This window comes from Paenibacillus sp. FSL R7-0048 (assembly GCF_038004505.1).
GTDB lineage: Bacteria > Bacillota > Bacilli > Paenibacillales > Paenibacillaceae > Paenibacillus_AQ > Paenibacillus_AQ odorifer.
The window spans coordinates 1,403,932-1,424,406 of sequence record NZ_JBBORF010000001.1; the positions used below are offsets into that span (position 1 = coordinate 1,403,932).

At 45.0% G+C, this 20,475-nt stretch carries 24 protein-coding genes; 21 read left to right on the plus strand and 3 right to left on the minus strand.

Features of this window, described 5'->3' with window-relative positions; genetic code table 11:
- Window positions 1–69 precede the first annotated feature (69 nt).
- The 9 genes from NSQ91_RS06105 to NSQ91_RS06145 are packed head-to-tail and all read left to right on the plus strand — an operon-like array spanning window position 70 to window position 7,648.
- Window positions 70–1,551: an AMP-binding protein gene (locus NSQ91_RS06105; RefSeq protein WP_339247037.1), complete on the plus strand. Its 1,482-nt coding sequence runs from the start codon at window positions 70–72 to the stop codon at window positions 1,549–1,551.
- Window positions 1,548–2,699, plus strand: coding sequence for a thiolase family protein (locus tag NSQ91_RS06110; RefSeq protein WP_340916935.1), 1,152 nt, complete (start codon window positions 1,548–1,550; stop codon window positions 2,697–2,699). Before NSQ91_RS06105 ends, NSQ91_RS06110 begins: the two co-directional genes overlap by 4 nt.
- On the plus strand, window positions 2,696–3,097 hold the full coding sequence (locus tag NSQ91_RS06115; protein ID WP_076128119.1) for an FAS1-like dehydratase domain-containing protein: 402 nt from the start codon (window positions 2,696–2,698) through the stop codon (window positions 3,095–3,097). Before NSQ91_RS06110 ends, NSQ91_RS06115 begins: the two co-directional genes overlap by 4 nt.
- Window positions 3,072–3,413, plus strand: a complete 342-nt coding sequence (locus tag NSQ91_RS06120) for a MaoC family dehydratase (RefSeq protein ID WP_076185731.1) — start codon at window positions 3,072–3,074, stop codon at window positions 3,411–3,413. Before NSQ91_RS06115 ends, NSQ91_RS06120 begins: the two co-directional genes overlap by 26 nt.
- A gap of 2 nt (window positions 3,414–3,415) precedes the next feature.
- Window positions 3,416–4,237: an SDR family NAD(P)-dependent oxidoreductase gene (locus NSQ91_RS06125; RefSeq protein WP_340916942.1), complete on the plus strand. Its 822-nt coding sequence runs from the start codon at window positions 3,416–3,418 to the stop codon at window positions 4,235–4,237.
- The gene (locus tag NSQ91_RS06130; protein ID WP_076142165.1) at window positions 4,238–5,038 is read left to right on the plus strand and encodes an energy-coupling factor transporter ATPase; all 801 of its coding nucleotides are present in this window, start codon (window positions 4,238–4,240) and stop codon (window positions 5,036–5,038) included.
- Complete coding sequence (locus tag NSQ91_RS06135) at window positions 5,023–5,880, plus strand: ATP-binding cassette domain-containing protein (RefSeq protein WP_076142166.1); 858 nt, start codon at window positions 5,023–5,025, stop codon at window positions 5,878–5,880. Before NSQ91_RS06130 ends, NSQ91_RS06135 begins: the two co-directional genes overlap by 16 nt.
- Complete coding sequence (locus NSQ91_RS06140; RefSeq protein WP_340393483.1) at window positions 5,873–6,676, plus strand: energy-coupling factor transporter transmembrane component T family protein; 804 nt, start codon at window positions 5,873–5,875, stop codon at window positions 6,674–6,676. The genes NSQ91_RS06135 and NSQ91_RS06140 overlap by 8 nt, the downstream gene beginning before the upstream one ends.
- A gap of 6 nt (window positions 6,677–6,682) precedes the next feature.
- Window positions 6,683–7,648 carry an NAD(P)H-dependent flavin oxidoreductase gene (locus NSQ91_RS06145; RefSeq protein ID WP_076302281.1) on the plus strand — a complete coding sequence of 322 codons (966 nt, stop codon included), beginning with the start codon at window positions 6,683–6,685 and terminating at the stop codon, window positions 7,646–7,648.
- A gap of 84 nt (window positions 7,649–7,732) precedes the next feature.
- On the opposite strand, the gene NSQ91_RS06150 is transcribed toward NSQ91_RS06145, so the two are convergent.
- Window positions 7,733–8,827: a M24 family metallopeptidase gene (locus tag NSQ91_RS06150; protein ID WP_076128106.1), complete on the minus strand. Its 1,095-nt coding sequence runs from the start codon at window positions 8,825–8,827 to the stop codon at window positions 7,733–7,735.
- A gap of 225 nt (window positions 8,828–9,052) precedes the next feature.
- Here NSQ91_RS06150 and NSQ91_RS06155 point away from each other — a divergent pair, with 225 nt between their 5' ends.
- Both NSQ91_RS06155 and NSQ91_RS06160 read left to right on the plus strand, forming a co-directional pair.
- Window positions 9,053–9,895, plus strand: a complete 843-nt coding sequence (locus NSQ91_RS06155; protein WP_340397825.1) for an SDR family oxidoreductase — start codon at window positions 9,053–9,055, stop codon at window positions 9,893–9,895.
- 25 nt (window positions 9,896–9,920) lie between these two features.
- Window positions 9,921–10,424, plus strand: coding sequence for a GNAT family N-acetyltransferase (locus NSQ91_RS06160; RefSeq protein ID WP_076142169.1), 504 nt, complete (start codon window positions 9,921–9,923; stop codon window positions 10,422–10,424).
- Between the two features lie 17 nt (window positions 10,425–10,441).
- On the opposite strand, the gene NSQ91_RS06165 is transcribed toward NSQ91_RS06160, so the two are convergent.
- Window positions 10,442–10,786, minus strand: coding sequence for a winged helix-turn-helix transcriptional regulator (locus tag NSQ91_RS06165; RefSeq protein ID WP_076128100.1), 345 nt, complete (start codon window positions 10,784–10,786; stop codon window positions 10,442–10,444).
- A 91-nt stretch (window positions 10,787–10,877) separates the two neighbouring features.
- On the opposite strand from NSQ91_RS06165, the gene NSQ91_RS06170 reads away from it, so the two are divergent.
- From NSQ91_RS06170 to NSQ91_RS06215, 10 genes are all read left to right on the plus strand, one after another.
- Entirely contained in the window at window positions 10,878–11,138 is a 261-nt protein-coding gene (locus tag NSQ91_RS06170) for a YqkE family protein (protein ID WP_076142170.1), read from the plus strand.
- A 228-nt stretch (window positions 11,139–11,366) separates the two neighbouring features.
- Window positions 11,367–12,314 (plus strand): ABC transporter permease, encoded by a 948-nt coding sequence (locus NSQ91_RS06175; RefSeq protein WP_036681839.1) that lies wholly within the window; start codon window positions 11,367–11,369, stop codon window positions 12,312–12,314.
- A 2-nt stretch (window positions 12,315–12,316) separates the two neighbouring features.
- Window positions 12,317–13,261 carry an iron chelate uptake ABC transporter family permease subunit gene (locus NSQ91_RS06180; protein WP_036681842.1) on the plus strand — a complete coding sequence of 315 codons (945 nt, stop codon included), beginning with the start codon at window positions 12,317–12,319 and terminating at the stop codon, window positions 13,259–13,261.
- A complete protein-coding gene (locus NSQ91_RS06185; RefSeq protein ID WP_036681845.1) occupies window positions 13,255–14,010 on the plus strand; it encodes an iron ABC transporter ATP-binding protein in 756 nt (251 codons plus the stop codon). The genes NSQ91_RS06180 and NSQ91_RS06185 overlap by 7 nt, the downstream gene beginning before the upstream one ends.
- A 122-nt stretch (window positions 14,011–14,132) precedes the next feature.
- Window positions 14,133–15,137: a siderophore ABC transporter substrate-binding protein gene (locus NSQ91_RS06190; protein ID WP_282579687.1), complete on the plus strand. Its 1,005-nt coding sequence runs from the start codon at window positions 14,133–14,135 to the stop codon at window positions 15,135–15,137.
- A 166-nt stretch (window positions 15,138–15,303) separates the two neighbouring features.
- Complete coding sequence (locus tag NSQ91_RS06195) at window positions 15,304–15,807, plus strand: sigma-70 family RNA polymerase sigma factor (RefSeq protein ID WP_036681849.1); 504 nt, start codon at window positions 15,304–15,306, stop codon at window positions 15,805–15,807.
- On the plus strand, window positions 15,800–16,993 hold the full coding sequence (locus tag NSQ91_RS06200) for an anti-sigma factor (protein ID WP_076128099.1): 1,194 nt from the start codon (window positions 15,800–15,802) through the stop codon (window positions 16,991–16,993). Before NSQ91_RS06195 ends, NSQ91_RS06200 begins: the two co-directional genes overlap by 8 nt.
- A gap of 202 nt (window positions 16,994–17,195) precedes the next feature.
- The gene (locus tag NSQ91_RS06205) at window positions 17,196–17,702 is read left to right on the plus strand and encodes a metallophosphoesterase family protein (RefSeq protein WP_076128097.1); all 507 of its coding nucleotides are present in this window, start codon (window positions 17,196–17,198) and stop codon (window positions 17,700–17,702) included.
- 102 nt (window positions 17,703–17,804) lie between these two features.
- Window positions 17,805–18,266, plus strand: coding sequence for a GNAT family N-acetyltransferase (locus tag NSQ91_RS06210; RefSeq protein WP_076142175.1), 462 nt, complete (start codon window positions 17,805–17,807; stop codon window positions 18,264–18,266).
- Window positions 18,267–18,299: 33 nt separating this feature from the next.
- Entirely contained in the window at window positions 18,300–19,022 is a 723-nt protein-coding gene (locus NSQ91_RS06215) for an HAD family hydrolase (protein WP_076142176.1), read from the plus strand.
- A 321-nt stretch (window positions 19,023–19,343) separates the two neighbouring features.
- Here NSQ91_RS06215 and NSQ91_RS06220 read toward each other — a convergent pair whose 3' ends face one another.
- Window positions 19,344–20,450: an FAD:protein FMN transferase gene (locus NSQ91_RS06220; RefSeq protein ID WP_076128094.1), complete on the minus strand. Its 1,107-nt coding sequence runs from the start codon at window positions 20,448–20,450 to the stop codon at window positions 19,344–19,346.
- Window positions 20,451–20,475: the final 25 nt, after the last annotated feature.

Sequence of the window (20,475 nt, forward strand, 5' to 3'; positions counted from 1 at the left end):
GGGGCAGTCCGATTGAAGAGAATGTATATAATCGGTAGTCACAGAAAATACGAACAGGTGTGATCTAGGATGAATCTAGTAGTTCCTATACTGCGTCATGCAGCACAGCAGCCCGACAGCATTGCCTTAACCCATGACCAAGCAAGTCATACCTATGCCACATTAGTAAAAACGATGCGGAGAATCGCGAATGGCTTACAGCAAAAGGGTCTGAGGCATGACAAAATCGCGATTTTATCTACGAATCGTATTGAATTTGTTGAGGTTTTTTTGGGGGCGATTTATGCGGGCTGTGTTCCCATTCCCTTAGATCCCAAGTGGAGTGCTAATGAACTGCAGGTTATTATAGAGCAGTGCCAGCCGACAATGATTTTTGCCGAGCCGGAAGCCGCAAAGAATCTGACCTTCAAGGATCAAATGATCCAAACATTGACCTTCTCAAATGAACGAACAGGTTCCTATGATCAGTGGCTGGCTGCCCTGAAGCCGGAGGCTGAGTTGGATGAGACGAATGAATTATTATTTATTGGCTTTACTTCAGGCACAACCGGATTGCCCAAAGGTTATATGCGTACCCATTTATCATGGTTAAAAAGCTTTGAGGTTTCGAATATTGCTTTTGAATTGGACGCTATGAAGGATGTTTTGGCACCAGGTCCATTTGTGCATTCCCTATCCTTATTCGCCGTAATGCAGAGTCTATATGGTGGAGCAACCTTTCATATCACACAAAAATTTAGTGCCACGCAGGTGTTAGAGTTGTGCCAGCAAATTCCGGGCGTGGTGCTGTTCGTCGTACCAACAATGATCGAATCCATGATGCAGCAGGCTGTACCTGGGCAGATACAGATTGATGCGATTATTAGCTCAGGTGCAAAGTGGTCGGAGTTGTCCAAGAAAAGGGGCATGGAAGTGTTTGGTGGAGCGCGGCTTTATGAATCCTACGGTTCTTCAGAAGCGAGCTATATTAGTTATTTGAATGTTCTGACCGAGCATAATCCGACCTCTGTAGGCAAACCTTATCCCGGTGTGCAAATTTCCATTCGTGATGACCAGTTCCGGGAAGTCCCTCCTGGGGAGATTGGGCAGCTATATGTGCGTAGTGATATGATATTTTTAGGCTACCATCAATTGCCGAATGAGACAGCAGCAGCTTTTAGAGAGGGATGGCTTGTTTTAGAAGACTATGTTTATCAGGATGAAGCTGGTTATTTATATATGGCGGGACGTTTGAAGAATAAAATCATATCCGGAGGGCTGAACGTTTATCCGGAAGAAATAGAGAGGGTGCTGGAGTTTCTTCCGGAAATAGATGAAGTGATGGTGCTTGGCGTGCCTGACGATTACTGGGGAGAACAGCTGATAGCCCTCGTGAAGTGGAGCGGAGAACAGCATTTATCTGTCGAAGAAATTAAGAATTATTGCCGCCAGTATTTAGCGAGCTACAAAGCGCCGAAGCAGCTGCTAACCGTGGATGAATTTATCTATACAAGTAGCGGGAAAATTGCCCGGCAAGCGATGAAAGACTATGTGAAAAGAGCGATGATATGATAGAAGCAGTAATTGTCATGGCAAAACGTACACCGGTTGGCAGAATGGGTGGCTTATTAAGTACACTTGAGCCGGAGGCATTACTGGCGCCGCTTATTCAGCATATTGTAGCCGAAACGAACTTGCCTAAAGAACTGATCGATGATGTCATTATTGGGAATGTTGTGGGCCCAGGAGGTAATATTGCCCGGGTAGCTGCGCTTGAAGCGGGGCTGCCTGTTTCGGTTCCGGGCGTCACCGTGGATCGTCAGTGCGGATCTGGGCTAGAGGCAATTAATATAGCAGCAAGACTGATTCAAAGCGGCGCTGGTGAGATTTATTTAGCAGGTGGTGTCGAAAGTACGAGCCGTGCTCCATGGAAAATGGCTAGACCACAGACGTTAATGGGGGTTCCACAGCTGTATACCCGTGCACATTTTACGCCTAGCTCTTACGGTGATCCGGATATGGGAATTGCTGCAGAGAATGTAGCTAGGAAATACGGGATTTCTCGAGAAGAGCAGGATCAATATGCCTTAAAAAGCCATCAAAAGGCGGTTCATGCTCAGCAAAGTGACCGGTTTCACCAGGAGATAGTACCTCTTCAGGTAGAGGGGCAGTGGGTGAGCACCGACGAATGTCCTCGGGCAAATACGAGTCTGGACAAGCTGCAAAAGCTGCCGCCAATTTTTGAAGAAAAGGGTACCGTCACTGCTGGAAATGCCTGTCCTATTAATGATGGCGCAGCGCTTCTATTAATGATGTCTCGTGAGAAATGCCAGCAGCTTAAGCTTACCCCTATTTTGCGGGTCGTGGATGCGCAAGCTGCGGGTGTAGATCCGAACTATTTAGGTATGGGGCCTGTACCAGCTGTGCAAAAGGTGTTAGAACGCCAAAAGCTTACCGTTGCCGATTTAGATATCGTAGAGTTTAACGAAGCTTTTGCTTCACAAGTATTGGCATCACTGAACGAGCTTCAAATTCCACAGGAAAAGGTCAATCTTGGCGGGGGGGCATTAGCAATAGGCCATCCATACGGAGCTTCCGGGGCTATGTTAATGACTCGCTTATGTGCTGAAATGCAACATGCCCCTTACCAACGAGGGCTTGCTACTCTGGGAATCGGCGGTGGGATAGGTCTGGCAACACTCGTGGAGGTTATAGAATGAACAGTGTCCGACATCAGATCCATATGACTGCTGAATGGATTTCGGACTATGCACAGAGTATTGAAGCACCCGTGCAGACGATAAATGGAAAGCTGATCGCTCCTGCGACGATGCCTATTATTTTCTGGCAAGACTTCGATATTCCTTGGTTAATCATCGGTGAACCCTTGCTTCACGGCACTCAGAAATTTTCATATCAGGCTCCGATTACGGCGGGGATGATTTTGGATTGTGAATTAGCGTTAACGGGCGAGGTGCAAAAAGAAGGCAGACAGGGTAAACTGACTTTTTACACACATACGCTGGTTTGTAGGTGTGAGGGTAAGCTAATAGTCACCGCAGAAACGGTGTTAATTCGGGTAGGTGATGATCATGATAAAAAAGTGCATAACAGCTGAGGCTATCCGGCAATATGCAACTGCTTCCCAAGATTTGGCGCCTATACATCTAGATGCAGAGGCCGCAGCCAAGGCTGGTTTGGAGCGACCCATCGCACATGGGATGTATCTTATGGGATTAGCCCAATCTTTGTATATTGCTGAGCACCCTACACAGTGGATCACTCAATATGATATGAAATTTCATAAGCCAATAGAGGTCGATAGTGTCGTAATTTTTGATTTTGCAGAGGACGATTGCTTTGTGAAAGTGATCCTTACAACAGAAGCTGGCGATGTTATTGCTGCGGGAGCTTTTGCAGTGAAAGAGGTGTAGTGATGAATAAAGTGGCCTTAATTACTGGAGCAACAAGAGGGATCGGACGTAGTATCGCCATGCAGCTTGGCAAGTCAGGTTATATAGTGGTTGTAAATGGTACGAAACAAGTCTTAATTGATGAGGTTGTGCGCGAGATCCGCCAGGCAGGCGGAGAGGCACTAGGGTACGCTGCTAATGTAGCCGATTCCGTCGCAGTCACTGCCATGGTAGGTGAGGTCATTGCCCGATACGGTCGTATCGAGGTGTTGATAGCTAACGCGGGAATTGTGCAGGATCAGAAATGTCAACGTATGACGGATGAACAGTGGAAGAATGTTCTGGATGTGCATTTAAATGGCACTTATTATTGCATTCAACGAGTATTACCACATATGCGTGAAACAGGTGGGGATATCCTGTTGATGACCTCTGCTGCTGGACTAGCAGGTTCCGTAGGTCAGGTGAATTATAGTGCAGCCAAGGCTGGAATACTGGGCATGATGTGGACGCTCGCAGCAGAGCTGAAACGTGACCAGATTAGGGTCAATGCGATTTCTCCAGCGGCATTAACGGATATGACCAGACCTATAATTGACCATTTGAAGGAAAAATATTTCAGTCGTAATGAACCTTTGCCTGATTTTTGGAGAATAGGTGACGCGGAGGCTATTGCTTCCTTCGTGACTGCATTGTTGAGGGAGTCCGACGCGGATTTAACCGGTGAAATCTTTGCTGTGAATGGATCAAAAGTGACAAAATGGGAGAAGCCTGCACCTGCATTTTCCGAGAGTAGCATTGAGGCATTTTTTGCTGCTTGGCACCGTCAAAAGGGGACTGAATAAATGCTTACCTTCGATCAAGTTTGTTTTTATTATAAAAAAGGACAACCTCTTCTGGAGGATATTAGCTTTACGATAGACGCAGGGGAGTTTGTGGCGATAGTCGGGGCGAATGGTTCTGGCAAATCCACTATTGCAAAGCTCATGGACGGACTGCTGCTGCCGCGAAAAGGGACTGTACAATTTAAGAGCTTGGACACAGCAAAACCAACGGATCTTGCGGAGATTCATCAGCAAATCGGTTTTGTTTTTCAGAATCCAGAGGATCAATTTATCACCACAACCGTTATGGATGAGGTGCTTTTTGGTTTGGAGAATATCCGTGTGCCGAGGGAGGAAATGCGCAGCCGATTGGATCATGCCTTACAGGCCGTTCATATGGAGGATTATCTGGAAGCTATGCCACATCAGCTATCTGGAGGTCAAAAGCAACGTGTCGCTATCGCAGCTATATTGGCGATGCGCCCGCAAGTCATTATTTTTGACGAGGCTACCTCAATGCTTGATCCTCAGGGAAGACAGCAGGTTCTTTCTATTATGCAAGAGCTGCATCGTCAAGGCCTGACCCTAATTCATATCACCCACCATATGGAGGAAGTGCTTGCAGCAGAACGCGTATTGCTCCTGCACCAAGGACGACTTGAGTTTGACGGCGATCCACTGACTTTTTTTGAATCCATGCCTGTTGCGGACTATCAATTACAACTGCCCTTCGCAGTGCGTGTACATACATTGCTCCATTCAGCAGCACCGCTAACAGCCGATTGGAAGGGGATAATTCGATCACAATGGTCTACCAATTAAAAAATCTAAGTGTGAACTATGCCGATCATGTGGCTTTGCGCAATATAAACTGCACTATTCCTGAAGGCAAATGGATTTCTATTATCGGTCCAACAGGCGCAGGAAAGTCTACCTTTGTCAAAGTGCTGAAGGGCTTGATTCCCACCGTAAAAGGAGACTATTGGATTAACCAGCAGCCTGCCAGCAGAGATGCTAAAGGACGCTTAAAGGTTGTCCCCGAGTTGGGTTTCGTTTTTCAATATCCGGAGCATCAGCTATTCGAAACAACGGTGCATAAGGAGCTTGCTTTTGCTCTGAATCAGCAGGGTGCTTCACGTCAGCAAATTACAGAGGCGATTGAAATGATCTTGCCGCAAGTGGGTTTGCCAGAGGGGATTCTCCCCTTAAATCCATTCCAGCTAAGTGGTGGTGAAAAGCGCCGTGTAGCTATTGCCTCTGTACTGATGACAAATCCGAAGCTGCTGATATTGGATGAACCGACAGCGGGTCTCGATCCAGCTAGCCAAGTGTCTTTGCTGAGGCTACTAAAGGAATGGCAGCAACAAGACAATCGCACCATCCTCTTCGTTTCGCATCAGATGGGTGATGTTGCCGAATTCTCAGATGAGGTCATGGTTTTTCATGAAGGTCAGTTAAAAGGGCATCATGATACCAGAACATTGTTTCTGGAAAAGGAAGAATTACTGCTGGAACTTGGACTATCCTTGCCTGAACCCGTACAGCTCTTGAAGCTAGTGGAGGAATTATCTGGTCAGAAGATTGAAGTTGCCAGCTGTAAAGAGCAGGATATCTTCGAAGCGATTTTGCCGATTTGGCATTCGAGGGGGCAAGGGCATGGCTGATTCCGTATTAGTCGGTCAATATGTGGAGACACATTCGATTTTTCATCGTTTAGATCCTCGTACAAAGCTTGTAAGTATCGTGATGCTCATGCTTAGCTTTATGATGCTTGGTACGGGGCTTAGTTATGTTGTTGCAACCTTTTTTGTATTGGGAATGTTATTACTGTCTAAAGTTCCTGTGCATTTTTTTTGGCGAGGGCTACGGCCGGTATTATTTATTTTATTATTTACTTTTGTTTACAATGCCGTGTTCACCAAGGGGACGATTCTCTGGTCATGGTTTTTTATCGAGGTGACTGAAGAGGGATTGCGGATAGGATTACGTTTTGTATGGCGGATTATATTGCTCATCTTGTTAGCCTCAATTCTGACATTAACTACTAAACCGCTAGACTTAGCTTATGGTCTGGAGAAGCTGCTTGCCCCTCTGTCCAAATTGGGGGTACCCGTAGAGCAGTTCTCTTTAATGATAGTGATTGCGATCCGTTTTATCCCTACTATCAAGGAGGAGCTTGATCGTATCCTTCTCGCACAAAAGGCTAGAGGTTATGATCTTACAGTATTATCACTGCCTAAACGGATATATGCGTACATTCCGATCATTATCCCTCTGCTCTTCACAACGATTCAACGTGCTGAACAGCTGAGCTATGCAATTGATGCGCGTGCTTATGGGAATGGTAAAGGAAGGACTTCTTTTAAAAGACTGCAATTTCAGCAAATAGATTATCTGGCAGGGGGAGCTGCCCTTTTAATTGCCGTGATTCTGCTTTGCTTAAAGATAGGAAAGGTGTAGATGAAGATGAAATGGAACACCCGTATTACGGAGTTATTGCACATAGAATATCCTATTATTCAAGGAGGACTTGCTTATTTAGGTTATGCAGACCTTGCGGCTGCGGTTTCAAATATCGGTGGACTGGGTCAGGTCACAGCAATGAGTCTTCCGGATGCGGAGGCCTTACGTGCAGAAATACGTCGGGTACGAACACTAACGAACAAACCATTTGGTGTTAATTTTGCTATCGGCATGCATGGGATTGGTTATGAAGATCGGGTGCAGGTCGCCATCGAAGAGCAGGTTCCCGTGGTGAGCCTCACTGGAGGGAATCCAGCCCCTATACTGGAAATGTTACAGCCCACCGATATTAAAACACTCGTGCTCGTCTCCTCACGCAGACAAGCCCAAAAGGCTGAACAATTAGGGGCTTCTGCGGTTATTGTTGTTGGGCATGAGGGAGGGGGCCACTTAGGGCGTGACGATGTTGGAACCATGGTGCTCGTTCCGCAAGTGGTTGATGCGGTTAATATTCCTGTGATTGCTTCCGGAGGGATCGGAGATGGCCGTGGATGGATGGCTGCTCATGCACTTGGGGCTGAAGGAATCGAAATGGGCACTCGTTTCGTTGCTACAGTGGAATGTGTTCATGCGGCCGCTTCTTATAAAAAAGCTTTAGTAGAAAGCTCAGAGTCGGATACGGTTGTAATCAAACGTTCTATTGGAGCACCCGCACGAGTGTTACGTAGTGACTACATTGATCAAATTCTTGAAATCGAGCGCGTGACACCGACCTATGAAGCATTAAAAGAGTATATCAGTGGTGCAGCCAACAAGCGCTGGATCTATGATGATATCAAAGAAGAGGGCATCGGCTGGGCAGGTCAAGTGACAGGAATGATCCAAGATATTCCTACAGTCGCGGAGCTGATCGGCAGGATGGTGAAAGAGGCTAAGTTGGTTCGCGGGATGTGGGGAACACAGGTTTGAATTTAAAAAAACACAGAGCGGCGATTCTCTCTTTATTGGAGGAATCGCTGCTCTGTGTTTTTGGCTATGGCTTGTAATTCTTTTCTACAAATGAAGAATAGTCAGTTCCTTAGGGAAGCTTGTTAAGGTCTCTGCACCTTCAGCTGTAATAATCAGATCATCTTCGATACGTACACCCGCTAGTCCAGGCACATAAATTCCTGGCTCAACGGTGAACACATTGCCGATCTCGATAATGTCGTCGTTCTGTCCGTGAAGTGATGGATATTCATGAACATCCATGCCCAGTCCGTGTCCGACACGGTGTAAGAAATATTCTCCGAATCCAGCTTCTTCAATTACATCACGTGCAGCTTTGTCGACTGAGCCGAAAGGTGCTCCAGGATTGGAGGCAGCGATCCCAGCTTCGTTGGCAGCCAGCACAGTGTTATAGATAGTGACTAGCTTGTCGTCTACGGATTCAATAGCAAAGGTACGTGTAATATCAGAAGCATAACCATCGGCATACACCCCGATATCAAACATCAGGAAGTCGCCGGGTTGAATGACCCGGTTGCCCGGAACACCGTGAGGCAAGGCAGTTTTCGGACCAGAAAGCACCATAGTGTCGAAGGAAGGGCCGGAAGCGCCAACCTTTTTCATTAGATATTCTAGCTCCGCCACTAGATCGTTTTCTGTAACGCCTGTTTTTACGTGGGTAAGAACGCGGCGCAAGGCTTCCTCAACTAGCTCAGCGGCATGTTTCATGCGCTTAACTTCATCCGGGGTCTTTTTAGAGCGCATGCTGCGCAGCAATGGACCAATATCACTAAACCGTTCAGCTGGAACAGCAGCGGTTAGGTGCTCAAAACGGGCTACTGAGAAATGTTCCTTTTCTATGCCAAGAGTACCTAGCTTACTGCTGCCGAAACAATCCTTTAGCAGGTTATAGGGATTATCAGTGTCAGTGTGAGTTAGAATTTTGGTGACCGAAGAAGCCGCTTGAGCCGCTTCTGCATCCAATGCAGGCAGAATGAGCATAGGCTCTTCTCCGCGTATCAGCAGCAGACCCAGAAAACGTTCATGCGGATCGCTGGCGAAGCCGGTTAAGTAGTAGACATGCTTGGGATCTGTTACGAGCAGGGCATCCAGACCTTCGCCCGCCATTTGCTGCTCTAGGCTTGTCAGAGCATTATTCATAGTTGGTGTTCCCCTTTCAACTTCACGATTAGAACTGCAATATTCCTATTATAGATCAAAAATAGACCAGACGCACCTGACGAACTATAACTATCGTTGGCTAATCATGACATGAAGCTTTTCTTAACCCTACTAGTTGGTGTAACATATCTTTAAATATACTTCTCCTAAGGTTAGGCTGAAGCTTATTCGGGTACGGTTGTTGAGAGAGGAGTGATTCTTGCAATGAGAGGAACAATCGCACTTGTTACCGGAGCGAATTCCGGTATGGGGCTGGCCACAACAGTTGAACTGGCTCGCAAGGGAGCTAAAGTTATTATGGTTTGCCGTAATCGCCAGCGGGGAGAAGAAGCACTTGCTGCCGCCAAACAAAAGAGCCGCTCCGAGGATATCGAGCTCATGTTGTGTGATCTGGCTTCACTTGAGAGCATTCGCAGCTTTGCTGAGGAATTCACTATGAAATATCCGATGCTAGACATACTTATCAATAACGCCGGGGTAGTCACGATTAAGCGTCAGCTTACGAAGGACGGCTTTGAGATGGATCTTGGCGTAAATCATTTGGGGCATTTTCTACTTACCAATTTGTTACTTAAGTCGTTGCAGGCAGCAGAGCAAGGCCGTATCATTGTGGTTGCCTCCGGTGCTTACAAGATAGGTGCGCTCCATTATGAAGATCCAACCCTCGCTCGCCGTTTTAATCCTGCAAAAGCCTATGCCCGATCCAAGCTAGCCAATATTCTCTTCACGCGGGAGCTGGCTTCGCGTCTTCACGGAACAAGGGTGACGGTGAATTGCCTGCATCCAGGAGCAGTGGGGACGAATATAGGTGTAAACCGGGAGACTGGTTTTGGCAAGTCGGTACTTAAGTTACTCTCATACTTTTTCTTAACACCTGAACAAGGTGCCGATACAGCGATTTATTTGGCTACAGATCCCGATCTTGGAGAGGTAACCGGTCAATATTATTATCGAAGAAAGATTAAACAACTGTCTCCCAGAGCGCAGAATACAATAGAGGCCGAACGGCTGTGGCAATGGAGCCAGGAGCAGGTCGGCCTGAGTTAATTAACACATTTGGAGGAATTAAGGGATGAATTGGGAGAACAGCAGAATTGAAGATGCAACATCTGCAGACTTAGCAGCTATTGTAGATATTTATAACTCAACGATTGCTGGGAGGGTGGTAACTGCAGATCTGGAACCCGTTACTGTTGCAGACCGGGAGAAATGGTTTCTTGAGCATAATAGCCATCACCGTCCCTTATGGGTACTGAAGCAAGGAGATGAAATTGCTGCATGGTTCAGTTTTCAATCCTTCTATGGTCGTCCAGCGTATAATGCAACAGCAGAAATCAGTGTATACGTGAATGAAAAGTTCCGTGGTGGTGGTGCGGGCAGAATTCTTCTGACAGAGGCCATTGAGAAAGCCCCTAGTCTCGGAATTAAGAATCTAGTCGGCTTTGTGTTTGGACATAATGATCCAAGCCTTGGTTTGTTGAAAAAGTTTGGTTTTGAAGAGTGGGGAATGCTGCCTGGTGTGGCTGAACTTGACGGTATAGAGCGTGATTTAGTCATTGTCGGCCTTAAAATCTAATGCCTTATATAAAACGCTTACATTTTGAGAGTTGAATTTAGATTATCGGTGTCACAATCGACCCATTCTTTGGACCAACTCTGTAAGTCTCGGATGACTGATTCCAGAGCAAGACCTTTATCCGTCAAAGAATATTGGATCCGCACGGGGGTCTCTGGGAACACTTCTCGAAGAACGATCCCTTCCTGTTCCAGCTCTTTGAGCCGTTCGGAGAGCAGTCTTCCACTGATGGGTAATGCCGCTTCAATTACATTGAAACGTTGGGGTCCTTGAAGGAGCTGGTAGATAATTAAACCAGTCCAACGCCTGCCGATAATATCCATACTTTTTTGTAGCCGGGGACATAAATCATTGGACTTCATAGGGCTCACCTCTTAGTAAACATTATAAACGAAAAGACCAATAACTTAAACAAATTCCAATTTAATTCAGTACTAGAAAGGATGATGGACAGTGTCTAAAAAAAAGAAAATGCCTACCACACCAAGAGCCGCTACGAATGATGGCCCTGCTACGTTAAAAGATCTGCTAAGCAGTGATGTTCTAGGAAAGCTGAAGGCGCAATCTGATGCGTTGAAAGCGGAGGAAAATGACCGTAAAGAAGCTGCCCGTAAGGCAGTGGAAGATCAGCGCAAGGCTGAGCAGAAGCGGTTGGATAATGATTTTGCACATCTGCTGGAGAACAGTAATCAGGATTGGAAGAAATATAAATAAATCCTATAGCTTAGCGCTAAAAATATGGCAGAGATTAAAGAAGCACCCGTTAGGGTGTCTTTTTTTTTGTAACTTAAGCCGATAAGCCTAAGTCTTAATTATTTTAAATTTAAGTATATGAAAGGGTTGACCCTCAAAGTGGGCTTAGGTATAATTTAAAACATTGCGAATGAAAATCATTATCATAAAAGCGCATTTGTAAACTATTAAACAGATAAGGAACAACTCATGAAACTAAAATATTTGTCCCTACTTCTAATAGTATTTTCATTTATATCTTTGTTTATAGGCGTTAAAGATATATCCCCATTAGATCTCTTTCATCTTACGGAATCTCAAGCACAGACCTTGCTGGTAAGCCGGATTCCCCGGTTAGCCGCATTGATTATCGCTGGAGTCAGCATGAGTATTGCCGGATTAATTATGCAACAGCTGTCACGCAATAAATTCGTCTCCCCGACTACGGCAGGGACGATGGATTCCGCGAAATTTGGTATTCTCGTATCCCTAATGTTATTCACAGGCGCAACGCCAATGCAGAAATTGCTGGTTGCTTTTGTTTTTGCACTATTGGGCACCTTTATTTTTATGAGAATCCTGGATCGGATCAAGTTCAAGGATAGTATTTTTATCCCGCTGGTCGGACTCATGTTCGGCAACATTGTAGGTTCGATTACAACATTTTTTGCGTATAAAAATGATTTGATTCAGAATATCTCGTCTTGGATGCTTGGAGATTTCTCAACGATTATCAAAGGCCAATACGAATTAATTTATATCAGCATTCCACTTGTCATTCTGGCGTATCTCTTCGCTAATAAATTTACGGTAGCCGGTATGGGCGAGGATTTCTCCGTTAATCTTGGCATGAATTACAAAGCGGTTGTCAACGTGGGATTGGTAATTGTAGCGTTAATCTCTTCTGTTGTCATTTTAACCGTAGGTACGATTCCATTTCTGGGTCTGGTAGTACCTAACATTGTAACGTTGTACATAGGAGATAACCTCAAAAAAAGTCTGGCGCATACAGCCATTCTCGGAGCGGTGTTCCTCCTGTTCTGCGATATTCTGGGCAGGCTCATTATCTATCCATATGAAATATCAATCAGTCTCACGGTAGGCGTCATCGGTAGTGGTCTGTTTATCTACTTGCTGATGAGAAGAAAGGCGAACTAGAGATGAAGACAAAACTAACTATATTATCTATAAGTGCTGTCGCCCTCATCGTCTTGTTTATGACGTATCATGCTTTGGGAAATTGGGACTACGTTCTGCCCAGCCGGGGAAGAAAGCTGGCGGCCATTCTGATTACCGGAGCTGTGATAGCTGTCTCTACCGTAGTTTTTCAGAGCATCACGAACAATCGTATTTTGACACCAAGTATTCTCGGGCTCGATTCCCTGTACATGTTAATCCAGACGTTCGGTGTATATGCCTTAGGTTCATCGAATATGACCTTTATGAATAAAAACATCAACTTCTTGTTCTCTGCGTGTCTCATGGTCCTGTTTTCAGGCGTATTGTATAAGCTAATGTTCCGTAGGGAAGGACAAAATATTTATTTCCTGCTGCTGGTAGGGCTGATCATGGGGACGATGTTCCAGAGCGCGTCTTCTTTTATGGAAGTGCTTATTGATCCGAACGAATTCCTGATTCTACAGGGGAAAATGTTCGCCAGCTTCAACAATGTCAGCAGTGACCTATTGATTCTTTCCACCATTGTTCTGACGCTAACTACGTTGTATTTCTTGCGATTTGTTAAGTATTTGGATGTTATTTCGCTTGGAAAAGATGAAGCCATTAATCTGGGCATCAATTATGACTATGTGGTCAAAAGGCTGCTAGTTATTGTATCTATCTACGTTTCGATCTCGACGGCTCTAGTCGGACCAATTACTTTCTTAGGTTTGTTGGTAGCTAATGTGGGACACCAGCTGTTCCGTACCTATAAGCATGCCTATCTGATTCCTGGAACGATTCTGCTGAGCATTGTTGCGCTTGTCGGCGGGCAGTTCCTGGTCGAACGTGTTTTTGGATTCAATACTACGGTTAGTGTGATTATCAATTTTGCAGGCGGCGTCTACTTCGTCTATCTGCTGTTAAAGGAGAATAAGTCGTGGTAGAAGTTAAAAATTTAACCAAACGTTATGGCGGAGTAACCGTCGTTGATGATGTGTCCTTGTCCATCAAAAAAGGCGCAATCACCTCGTTTATCGGACCAAATGGTGCGGGTAAAAGTACACTGCTCTCCATGATCAGCAGACTTATCTCCAAAGACGCGGGAGAGGTGCTGATCGAAGGTAAGGAAATCGGTACCTGCAAAAGTAATGAGCTTGCTCGTAAAATATCGGTGTTAAAGCAGTCCAATCATATTAGCGTACGCCTCACTGTGAAGGAGCTCGTTTCTTTTGGGAGATTCCCGTATTCACAGGGGAAGCTGAGTCCGGAGGATCGGGCGTTCGTTGACGAAGCGATTGCTTACATGGATCTCCAAGAGATGCAGGATAAATATATTGATCAGCTCAGTGGAGGACAACGCCAGCGGGCATATATTGCCATGGTTATGGCTCAGGATACAGAGTACATTCTGCTCGATGAACCGCTCAACAACCTTGATATGAAGCATTCCGTCCAAATTATGAAGGTGCTTCGCCGTTTGGTGGACGAGAAGGGGAAGACGATTGTGCTCGTTATCCACGATATTAACTTTGCATCTTGTTACTCTGACTACATTGTTGCGCTTAAAAATGGAAGAGTAGCTTCCTCGGGTACAGCGGATGAAATTATAGATTCTGCAGTTCTTAAAGAGGTATATGACATGGACATTCCTATTGAAACTATAGGAGGCCGAAAAATCGGTGTCTATTTCTAAAAAGGTGACTATTACTATGCGGATATTATTATGACGTAACGTAAGAAGTGAAAGGCGCCAGCTTCTTAACGCATACGCGAATAATTCAAATAGCTTCACTATAAAAATTAGGGGTGAATACATTGAAGAAGAACTTATCTTTACTGATTATGACAGTATTTCTTGCGGTAATCTTGGCGGCTTGTGGCTCCAATAATGCAGCAACTTCAAATAACAACACAGCAGCGGCAGGCAATTCGGAGGCTACTACTGCACCAACAACGGAAGCTACTACAGCACCGACAGAGCTTACTTTCAAGCATGCGCTTGGCGAAACAACTATCAAAAGCAATCCGCAAAAAGTGGTTGTTTTTGACTTCGGTACACTGGATACGCTGGATAAACTGGGTGTAGAGGTGACTGGAGTGCCTCAAAGTAATGTACCGGCTTATCTCTCTAAATATAACGATGCTAAATATGAGAATGTTGGGGGTTTGAAAGAGCCTGACTTCGAAAAAATAAACAGTCTTTCTCCGGACCTGATCATCATTTCCGGCAGACAACAGGATTCTTATGAAGAATTCAGCAAAATTGCACCTACTCTGTATGTGGCTGTAGATAATGCAAACTACATGGAATCTTTTACGAATAACGTGAAAATGCTGGGTCAAATTTTTGGAAAAGAAGCAGAAGTAGAAACTGAGCTTGCGACTATCAATGATTCCATCAAAGCTTTGAATACGAAGGCAACAGCTGATGGCAAAAAAGCACTTGTTATTCTTGCGAATGAAGGAAAAATCAGTGCTTACGGTGCAGGTTCCCGTTTTGGGATTATCCATGATGTGTTCGGATTTGCACAGGCTGATGATAAAATTGAAGTATCCACTCACGGACAAAGCGTATCCTACGAATATGTAGCGGATAAGAATCCGGATTATCTGTTTGTAGTGGACAGAGATGCGGCTGTGAAGAGTGATGGCGGCGAAGCCGGCTCAGCTAAAAAAGCAGTTGAAAACGATCTAGTGAAGAACACAAATGCCTTTAAAAACGGTAAAATCATCTACTTGGATCCTAACTACTGGTATTTGTCCGGTGGCGGTTTAATATCCGTTAGCGAAATGCTCAAAGAAGTTGAAGTTGTTCTGTAAGCTGAGTAACTTGGTGAATTAAAAAGCCTGTTGGCAGGAGTAATACTCCTTGCCAGCAGGCTTTTTTCGCTTTTTTCCATGGAATTACTGGTATATTCATACTAGTTGCTAAATTTATCTGTAACTTTTCAGGCTGGGATACGTGGTTAGGTTAAGGGGGGAGTGCATGAAGCGAAAGTCATTGGATGAAATATATCAGATGTATGTGATGGATATTTACCGCTATTTGCGCTCCCTTTGTGGTGATCATTATGCGGCTGAAGATTTGATGCAAGAAACCTTTTATCGCGCTTATCTACATTTGGAGGATTGTAAAGAAGAGAAGATTAAGCCATGGTTGTTCCGTGTCGCTTATAACGCCTTCGTAGATTACAAGCGAAAGGAAGGCCGCAGTACAGTTCAGAGTGAGGATTATTTCAAAAAGCTTGCTCATCCAGATACCACAGAAAGCACACTGCTTCATCAGGAACGTTGGGAAGAGATGAGGATAGCAGTAGGTGAGCTACCGGACAATCAGAGAAATGCACTGCTGCTGCATGATTTTCATGGGCTGAGTTATCGGGAAGCATCGGACATTATGGATGTGGGCTTGTCCCAATATAAGATATTGATCTTTCGGGCCAGACAGAAGCTGCGTGAGGCAGAGCGGAGGAGAAATGAACATGAGTGAAGAGTTTAAGGAGAAGTTAAGAAGGTATGGCGAAGGCACTCTTGCTGATGAGGATAGGGATGAGGTTGAACGTGAGCTAGAGAAGATGGAAGCTTACCAGGCCTATCTGGATGAACTGATGGGCGAAGAAAAGCCGGCTTCAGAAGAGGAGAAGAGCATAAAATTCGGAAAGGGTAAAAGAAACAGACCCGGCAAAGAAAAAAAGATCATCCGCCGTGGCAAGTGGAAAGCACGTATATCAAATACTTTGACGGTGATTTCTGCATTTTTGATTTTTTTGATCGTCAGCAGTATCATCACAGCGGTATTTTATGGCACTGGAGAAAGAGGAGAGACTTACCGTGATGTCGTTTCTTCCGCAATTGCTGTTTCACAGCCGAATACAATCGTCCATTTGAGTAGCGATTCCGGACCGTTTTTTAGTATGAATCTGCAGGGTGAAATAATAAAACAAATTGGTGATGCGCGGATTAATGTTGGAGATTATTCGATGAAGTTTCTATTAGGCTGGCCCAGAATATATAGTTATTCATGGACATATGAACGCAGTGGGACAGGTAATTACTTTATCTATCCCACTGAGAACCAGTCTGCAGAAAATAGGATGGATGACAGCAGTGAGTGGGAAAAACTAGAAAAGCTCCCTGAAGGTACGGTAGGAGAAGCCTATTTGTCTTTTGAACAATTTTTTACGACAGATGAGCTATTGAAGAAGTTTCAGCATAAAAATCTTGAGCTTTTATGGTTCGCAGCAGATACAGGTCCAAGGACACAAGAGCCAGTAATAAATGATCCCTTAGGATTTCCAAGTACGCCCATCTGGCATGCCGATGATATGAAGGTGACACAAGAGTCAAAGAAAAAGTGGGGTTGGTTTGGAGGGGTGACTAGCCGCACGAGTGTTTCTCCATCTGTTGACTCATATGGGGATGGTGAACTTCGTAATGCGAACTTCCTTAAGACACTGCACTTAATGCAGGAGCATAAATCGATCGCCAACAAGGTAATTCCGTTTATTGATCTGGATGACTCCATTAGTTATCTGGAGAAGAACGGAGTTAGGCTGTATGGAGCTGTCGTAACCGGTCCGGTTAAAGAACTGCTCAAGTTAAAGGAAGAAAAATGGGTCAGTAATATTCATGTTGAAGAAGTAAGATTATGGAATTGGCAGGATAGAGAGAACTGAGTTGGGATGCTAAATACTGTAGAAGGTAGTAAGCATAAATGATTTCTTTGGAATTACTTTATGGCAGCCGGATATGCCCTGTGTTAGTTGGGTGTACCCGGCTTTTCTGTGTGGGAGAAGTCACAGAGCTTGCTTCTCGTTTAAGCAAATCGTACAATTATTTGAATATGAGATGAGTATGATAGATTAGGAGCTGAGTTATATGAAAGTAGGCGTGGTATCAGATACACATATGACAAGAATGGCTAAGTCTCTGCCCAAAGCACTTGTTGCTGAATTCCGGAATGTAGACTTGATTCTGCATCTTGGAGATTGGGTGAGTATGGGAATCTACGATTTGTTGGCTGAATTGGCTCCAGTGGAAGGGATTGCTGGGAATAACGATGGAATAGAGATCATCGAGCGTTTCGGGGAGCGTAAGCTGCTAACGCTTGAGGGAGTCCGGATCGGAATGGTCCATGGTCATACGCCACATTCCCGCAAAGGAACGGACGGGAATGCGCTGCTTGCTTTTGCGAACGATAAGGTGGATTGTATTTTATTCGGTCATTCGCATCAGCCTTTATTGCGGGAAGAGAATGGGATTCTGCTCTTTAATCCAGGATCGCCAACGGATAAACGACGTGAGAAACTGTATTCCATCGGAATTTTGGATATCGAAGAGGGTAAAGTCAGTGCCCGGCATGTGTTCTACGATTCCAAAGAATAAGAATAATTGTCCAAATGATCTGGCGTTCGCTCCATGGTGCACGGTACGGCTGAAATATACAATAACGTTAAAACGGCCCAAGCCGGAAAGTGAGCGTTGAGGATGAACAACTATCGTATTGAACGTGTGATCTATGATGATTTGGAACGGCTTATCCCATTGTTTGATGAGTATCGGGTATTTTATGGGGCAGTCTCTGATCTGGATGGTGCACGTGCTTTTTTATCAGATCGATTGAAGCTGAACGAATCGGTAATCTTTATTGCGGTGGGGGGAGAAGGCGAGGAGAAACGAGCGTGGGGCTTCACTCAGCTCTATCCCTCTTTTTCATCGGTCTCTATGGAGCGTCTCTGGATATTGAATGATCTATATGTAACTACGGAACTGCGAGGTCATGGGCTCGGCTCCAAGCTGCTGGAAAGTGCCAGAGCTCATGCGCTCGCTACGAATACGAAGGGCTTGTCCCTGACAACAATGACGGCGAATGTGGGGGCACAGCGTTTATATGAAGCGCATGGCTACATTCGGGATGATGATTTTTATACCTATAACCTTTTTTTCTAAAGCTAGAGAGAAAGACGAGTAAGGGGCGTTAAAGTGGATACAAGTAATAAGCTGGCAATCTTTTTTGACCTTGATGATACCTTATATGATCATTTGATTCCTTTTAAAGAAGCGGTGCGTCAAGTACTTAAACCGGATGAGAGCAGTCTGGACTTTGCGGAATTATTTTATAAAGTAAGACATCATAGTGATGTATTATGGCCTATGTATTTACGTGGAGAAATTCCGCTGGAGGAGACTAGGGTACGCCGATTGGAGCTTGCTTTTGCAGAGTATGGTTTACAGCTCGATCGTGATCAAGCCACGGCGGTACAAGCGGCTTACATTGGCCGTCAGTACACCATTCAAATGATAGATGGAGTCCGGGAGCAATTGGAAAGGTTCATTACTGCTGGTCATAAAGTAGGCATCATTACGAATGGACCCAAAGATCATCAAATGAAAAAGATTCGCGGATTAGGTCTGGATCAGATGATCCCCGAGGAGATGATTTTTATTTCTGACGCTGTAGGTCTGGCCAAACCAGATCCGCAACTCTTTTTGCATGTGAATCAGAAGTCTGGCACTTCACCAGACCATTCACTTTATATAGGTGATACCTGGGCTAACGATGTAGTAGGAGCGCTTGCGGCTGGCTGGAAGGTCTGCTGGTATAATCCGAGAGGCAGACAGCCGGCTACGGATCATAAGCCTAGTTATATTTTCACGAATTATAAGGAATTTAGCGAGTTGCCTTTGGTGCTGCAAAAATCTTGATCAGGAATTAATTAGGGAAAAACTCCCTGAAATTAACCGGTTAGAGCGCGGAATTGAGGTTATTGGGGAATTTCTCCCTAATAAAACCTAAATAAGCACGGTTATAGCCATATTCGGGTGATTTTCAGGGAGGTTTTCCCTAATCGAAGGTTTACCTTGAAAAAATCTAATGATTTTAGGGAGGAATTCCCTGATTATCAGGCTGCTGGGCGATGAATGGGCGATGAATATCCCTCAGCCACGCCAAAGAACCTTTATCCACAACAAAAGAGCTTGCCTCCCAAAGCCAATAATGGCTTTATGGGGGCAAGCTCTTTTCTACTAATCAGCGAAGCTGTACGTAGGGTCAGTCAGATTCATTCTTTCTTTAATGCCTGGTGTGGCGTAGATTTTGTTGTCATCGGTAATAAAGAAAGCTTCTACATCTTCAGGTAACGACTCCAGATATTTCATGCCTTCTTCGATCCCCATCAAGAATACCCCAGTGGACAAAGCGTCCGCATCTGTTGCATTAGGGCTCATAATGGTCAAGCTTTTGAGACCGTTCTGAGAAGGGTAACCTGTGCGAGGATCAAGAATATGGTGGTAACGAACATTGTCTTGCATAAAATAACGTTCGTAAACACCAGAAGCATCGATGACCTCATCTGCGATTTTAATCGTTCCTAGCTGTGTGCCGCGGCTTTGGTCAGGGTCTTGCAGACCAATATTCCAATCCGTTCCGTTTGGTTTCGTACCTAATGCAATAATACTGCTGCCGCCGAGGTTGATCATTGCACTGTTAAGGCCTTGCTCTTTTAAATAATCAGCGATACGGTCAGCAGCATACCCTTTGCCGATACCTCCAAGATCCAGTACCATATTTTCCTTCAGTAGCTTCACGGTCTTAGCAGCTTCGTCAATTTCAACGTCTCTGTAATTGGTTAGGCTCTTGGCTGCATCGATAGCTGCTGGATCAGGGACTTTATCCCCGCCACTACCGATGTTCCAGAGGTCGATCAGCGGACCAATCGTGGGATCGAATAGCCCGTCCATTTCTTTTGCATATTGCACCGATTGTTTTACAACATCTAAGGTCTCTTCCGAAACGACAACCGCTTCTTTTCCTGCTGCTTGATTGACTGCGTAAACCTCGCCGCCTTCTTTTGTACGGCTAAGCTCCATATCCATTCGCTCCAGCATTTGCTGGATATCATCCATATTTTTTTGGGCTACATTTTCTCCGAACACTTTGATATTCACGACCGTGTCATAGATATAAAAGGTCTGCGAGAGTGACTTGGCTTCGCCTTTTCCTGAAGCTGTTGCGCCACCCGGTGTTTCCGTCGCTTTGTCATCCTTATTTTTAGTAATTAGCCAAGCGCCGACAGCTATGACGACGATGAGGATAACAACGAGGATCAACGTCGTTTTTTTGTTCTTGAACATATTCCACCATCCATAAAGTTAGTTT

Excerpts from the sequence above, each read along its gene's own strand:
- NSQ91_RS06105 (WP_339247037.1), top strand. The coding sequence starts at position 70 with ATGAATCTAGTAGTTCCTATACTGCGTCATGCAGCACAGCAGCCCGAC.
- NSQ91_RS06110 (WP_340916935.1), top strand. The coding sequence starts at position 1,548 with ATGATAGAAGCAGTAATTGTCATGGCAAAACGTACACCGGTTGGCAGA.
- NSQ91_RS06115 (WP_076128119.1), top strand. The coding sequence starts at position 2,696 with ATGAACAGTGTCCGACATCAGATCCATATGACTGCTGAATGGATTTCG.
- NSQ91_RS06120 (WP_076185731.1), top strand. The coding sequence starts at position 3,072 with ATGATAAAAAAGTGCATAACAGCTGAGGCTATCCGGCAATATGCAACT.
- NSQ91_RS06125 (WP_340916942.1), top strand. The coding sequence starts at position 3,416 with ATGAATAAAGTGGCCTTAATTACTGGAGCAACAAGAGGGATCGGACGT.
- NSQ91_RS06130 (WP_076142165.1), top strand. The coding sequence starts at position 4,238 with ATGCTTACCTTCGATCAAGTTTGTTTTTATTATAAAAAAGGACAACCT.
- NSQ91_RS06135 (WP_076142166.1), top strand. The coding sequence starts at position 5,023 with ATGGTCTACCAATTAAAAAATCTAAGTGTGAACTATGCCGATCATGTG.
- NSQ91_RS06140 (WP_340393483.1), top strand. The coding sequence starts at position 5,873 with ATGGCTGATTCCGTATTAGTCGGTCAATATGTGGAGACACATTCGATT.
- NSQ91_RS06145 (WP_076302281.1), top strand. The coding sequence starts at position 6,683 with ATGAAATGGAACACCCGTATTACGGAGTTATTGCACATAGAATATCCT.
- NSQ91_RS06150 (WP_076128106.1), bottom strand. The coding sequence starts at position 8,827 with ATGAATAATGCTCTGACAAGCCTAGAGCAGCAAATGGCGGGCGAAGGT.
- NSQ91_RS06155 (WP_340397825.1), top strand. The coding sequence starts at position 9,053 with ATGAGAGGAACAATCGCACTTGTTACCGGAGCGAATTCCGGTATGGGG.
- NSQ91_RS06160 (WP_076142169.1), top strand. The coding sequence starts at position 9,921 with ATGAATTGGGAGAACAGCAGAATTGAAGATGCAACATCTGCAGACTTA.
- NSQ91_RS06165 (WP_076128100.1), bottom strand. The coding sequence starts at position 10,786 with ATGAAGTCCAATGATTTATGTCCCCGGCTACAAAAAAGTATGGATATT.
- NSQ91_RS06175 (WP_036681839.1), top strand. The coding sequence starts at position 11,367 with ATGAAACTAAAATATTTGTCCCTACTTCTAATAGTATTTTCATTTATA.
- NSQ91_RS06180 (WP_036681842.1), top strand. The coding sequence starts at position 12,317 with ATGAAGACAAAACTAACTATATTATCTATAAGTGCTGTCGCCCTCATC.
- NSQ91_RS06195 (WP_036681849.1), top strand. The coding sequence starts at position 15,304 with ATGAAGCGAAAGTCATTGGATGAAATATATCAGATGTATGTGATGGAT.
- NSQ91_RS06200 (WP_076128099.1), top strand. The coding sequence starts at position 15,800 with ATGAGTGAAGAGTTTAAGGAGAAGTTAAGAAGGTATGGCGAAGGCACT.
- NSQ91_RS06205 (WP_076128097.1), top strand. The coding sequence starts at position 17,196 with ATGAAAGTAGGCGTGGTATCAGATACACATATGACAAGAATGGCTAAG.
- NSQ91_RS06210 (WP_076142175.1), top strand. The coding sequence starts at position 17,805 with ATGAACAACTATCGTATTGAACGTGTGATCTATGATGATTTGGAACGG.
- NSQ91_RS06220 (WP_076128094.1), bottom strand. The coding sequence starts at position 20,450 with ATGTTCAAGAACAAAAAAACGACGTTGATCCTCGTTGTTATCCTCATC.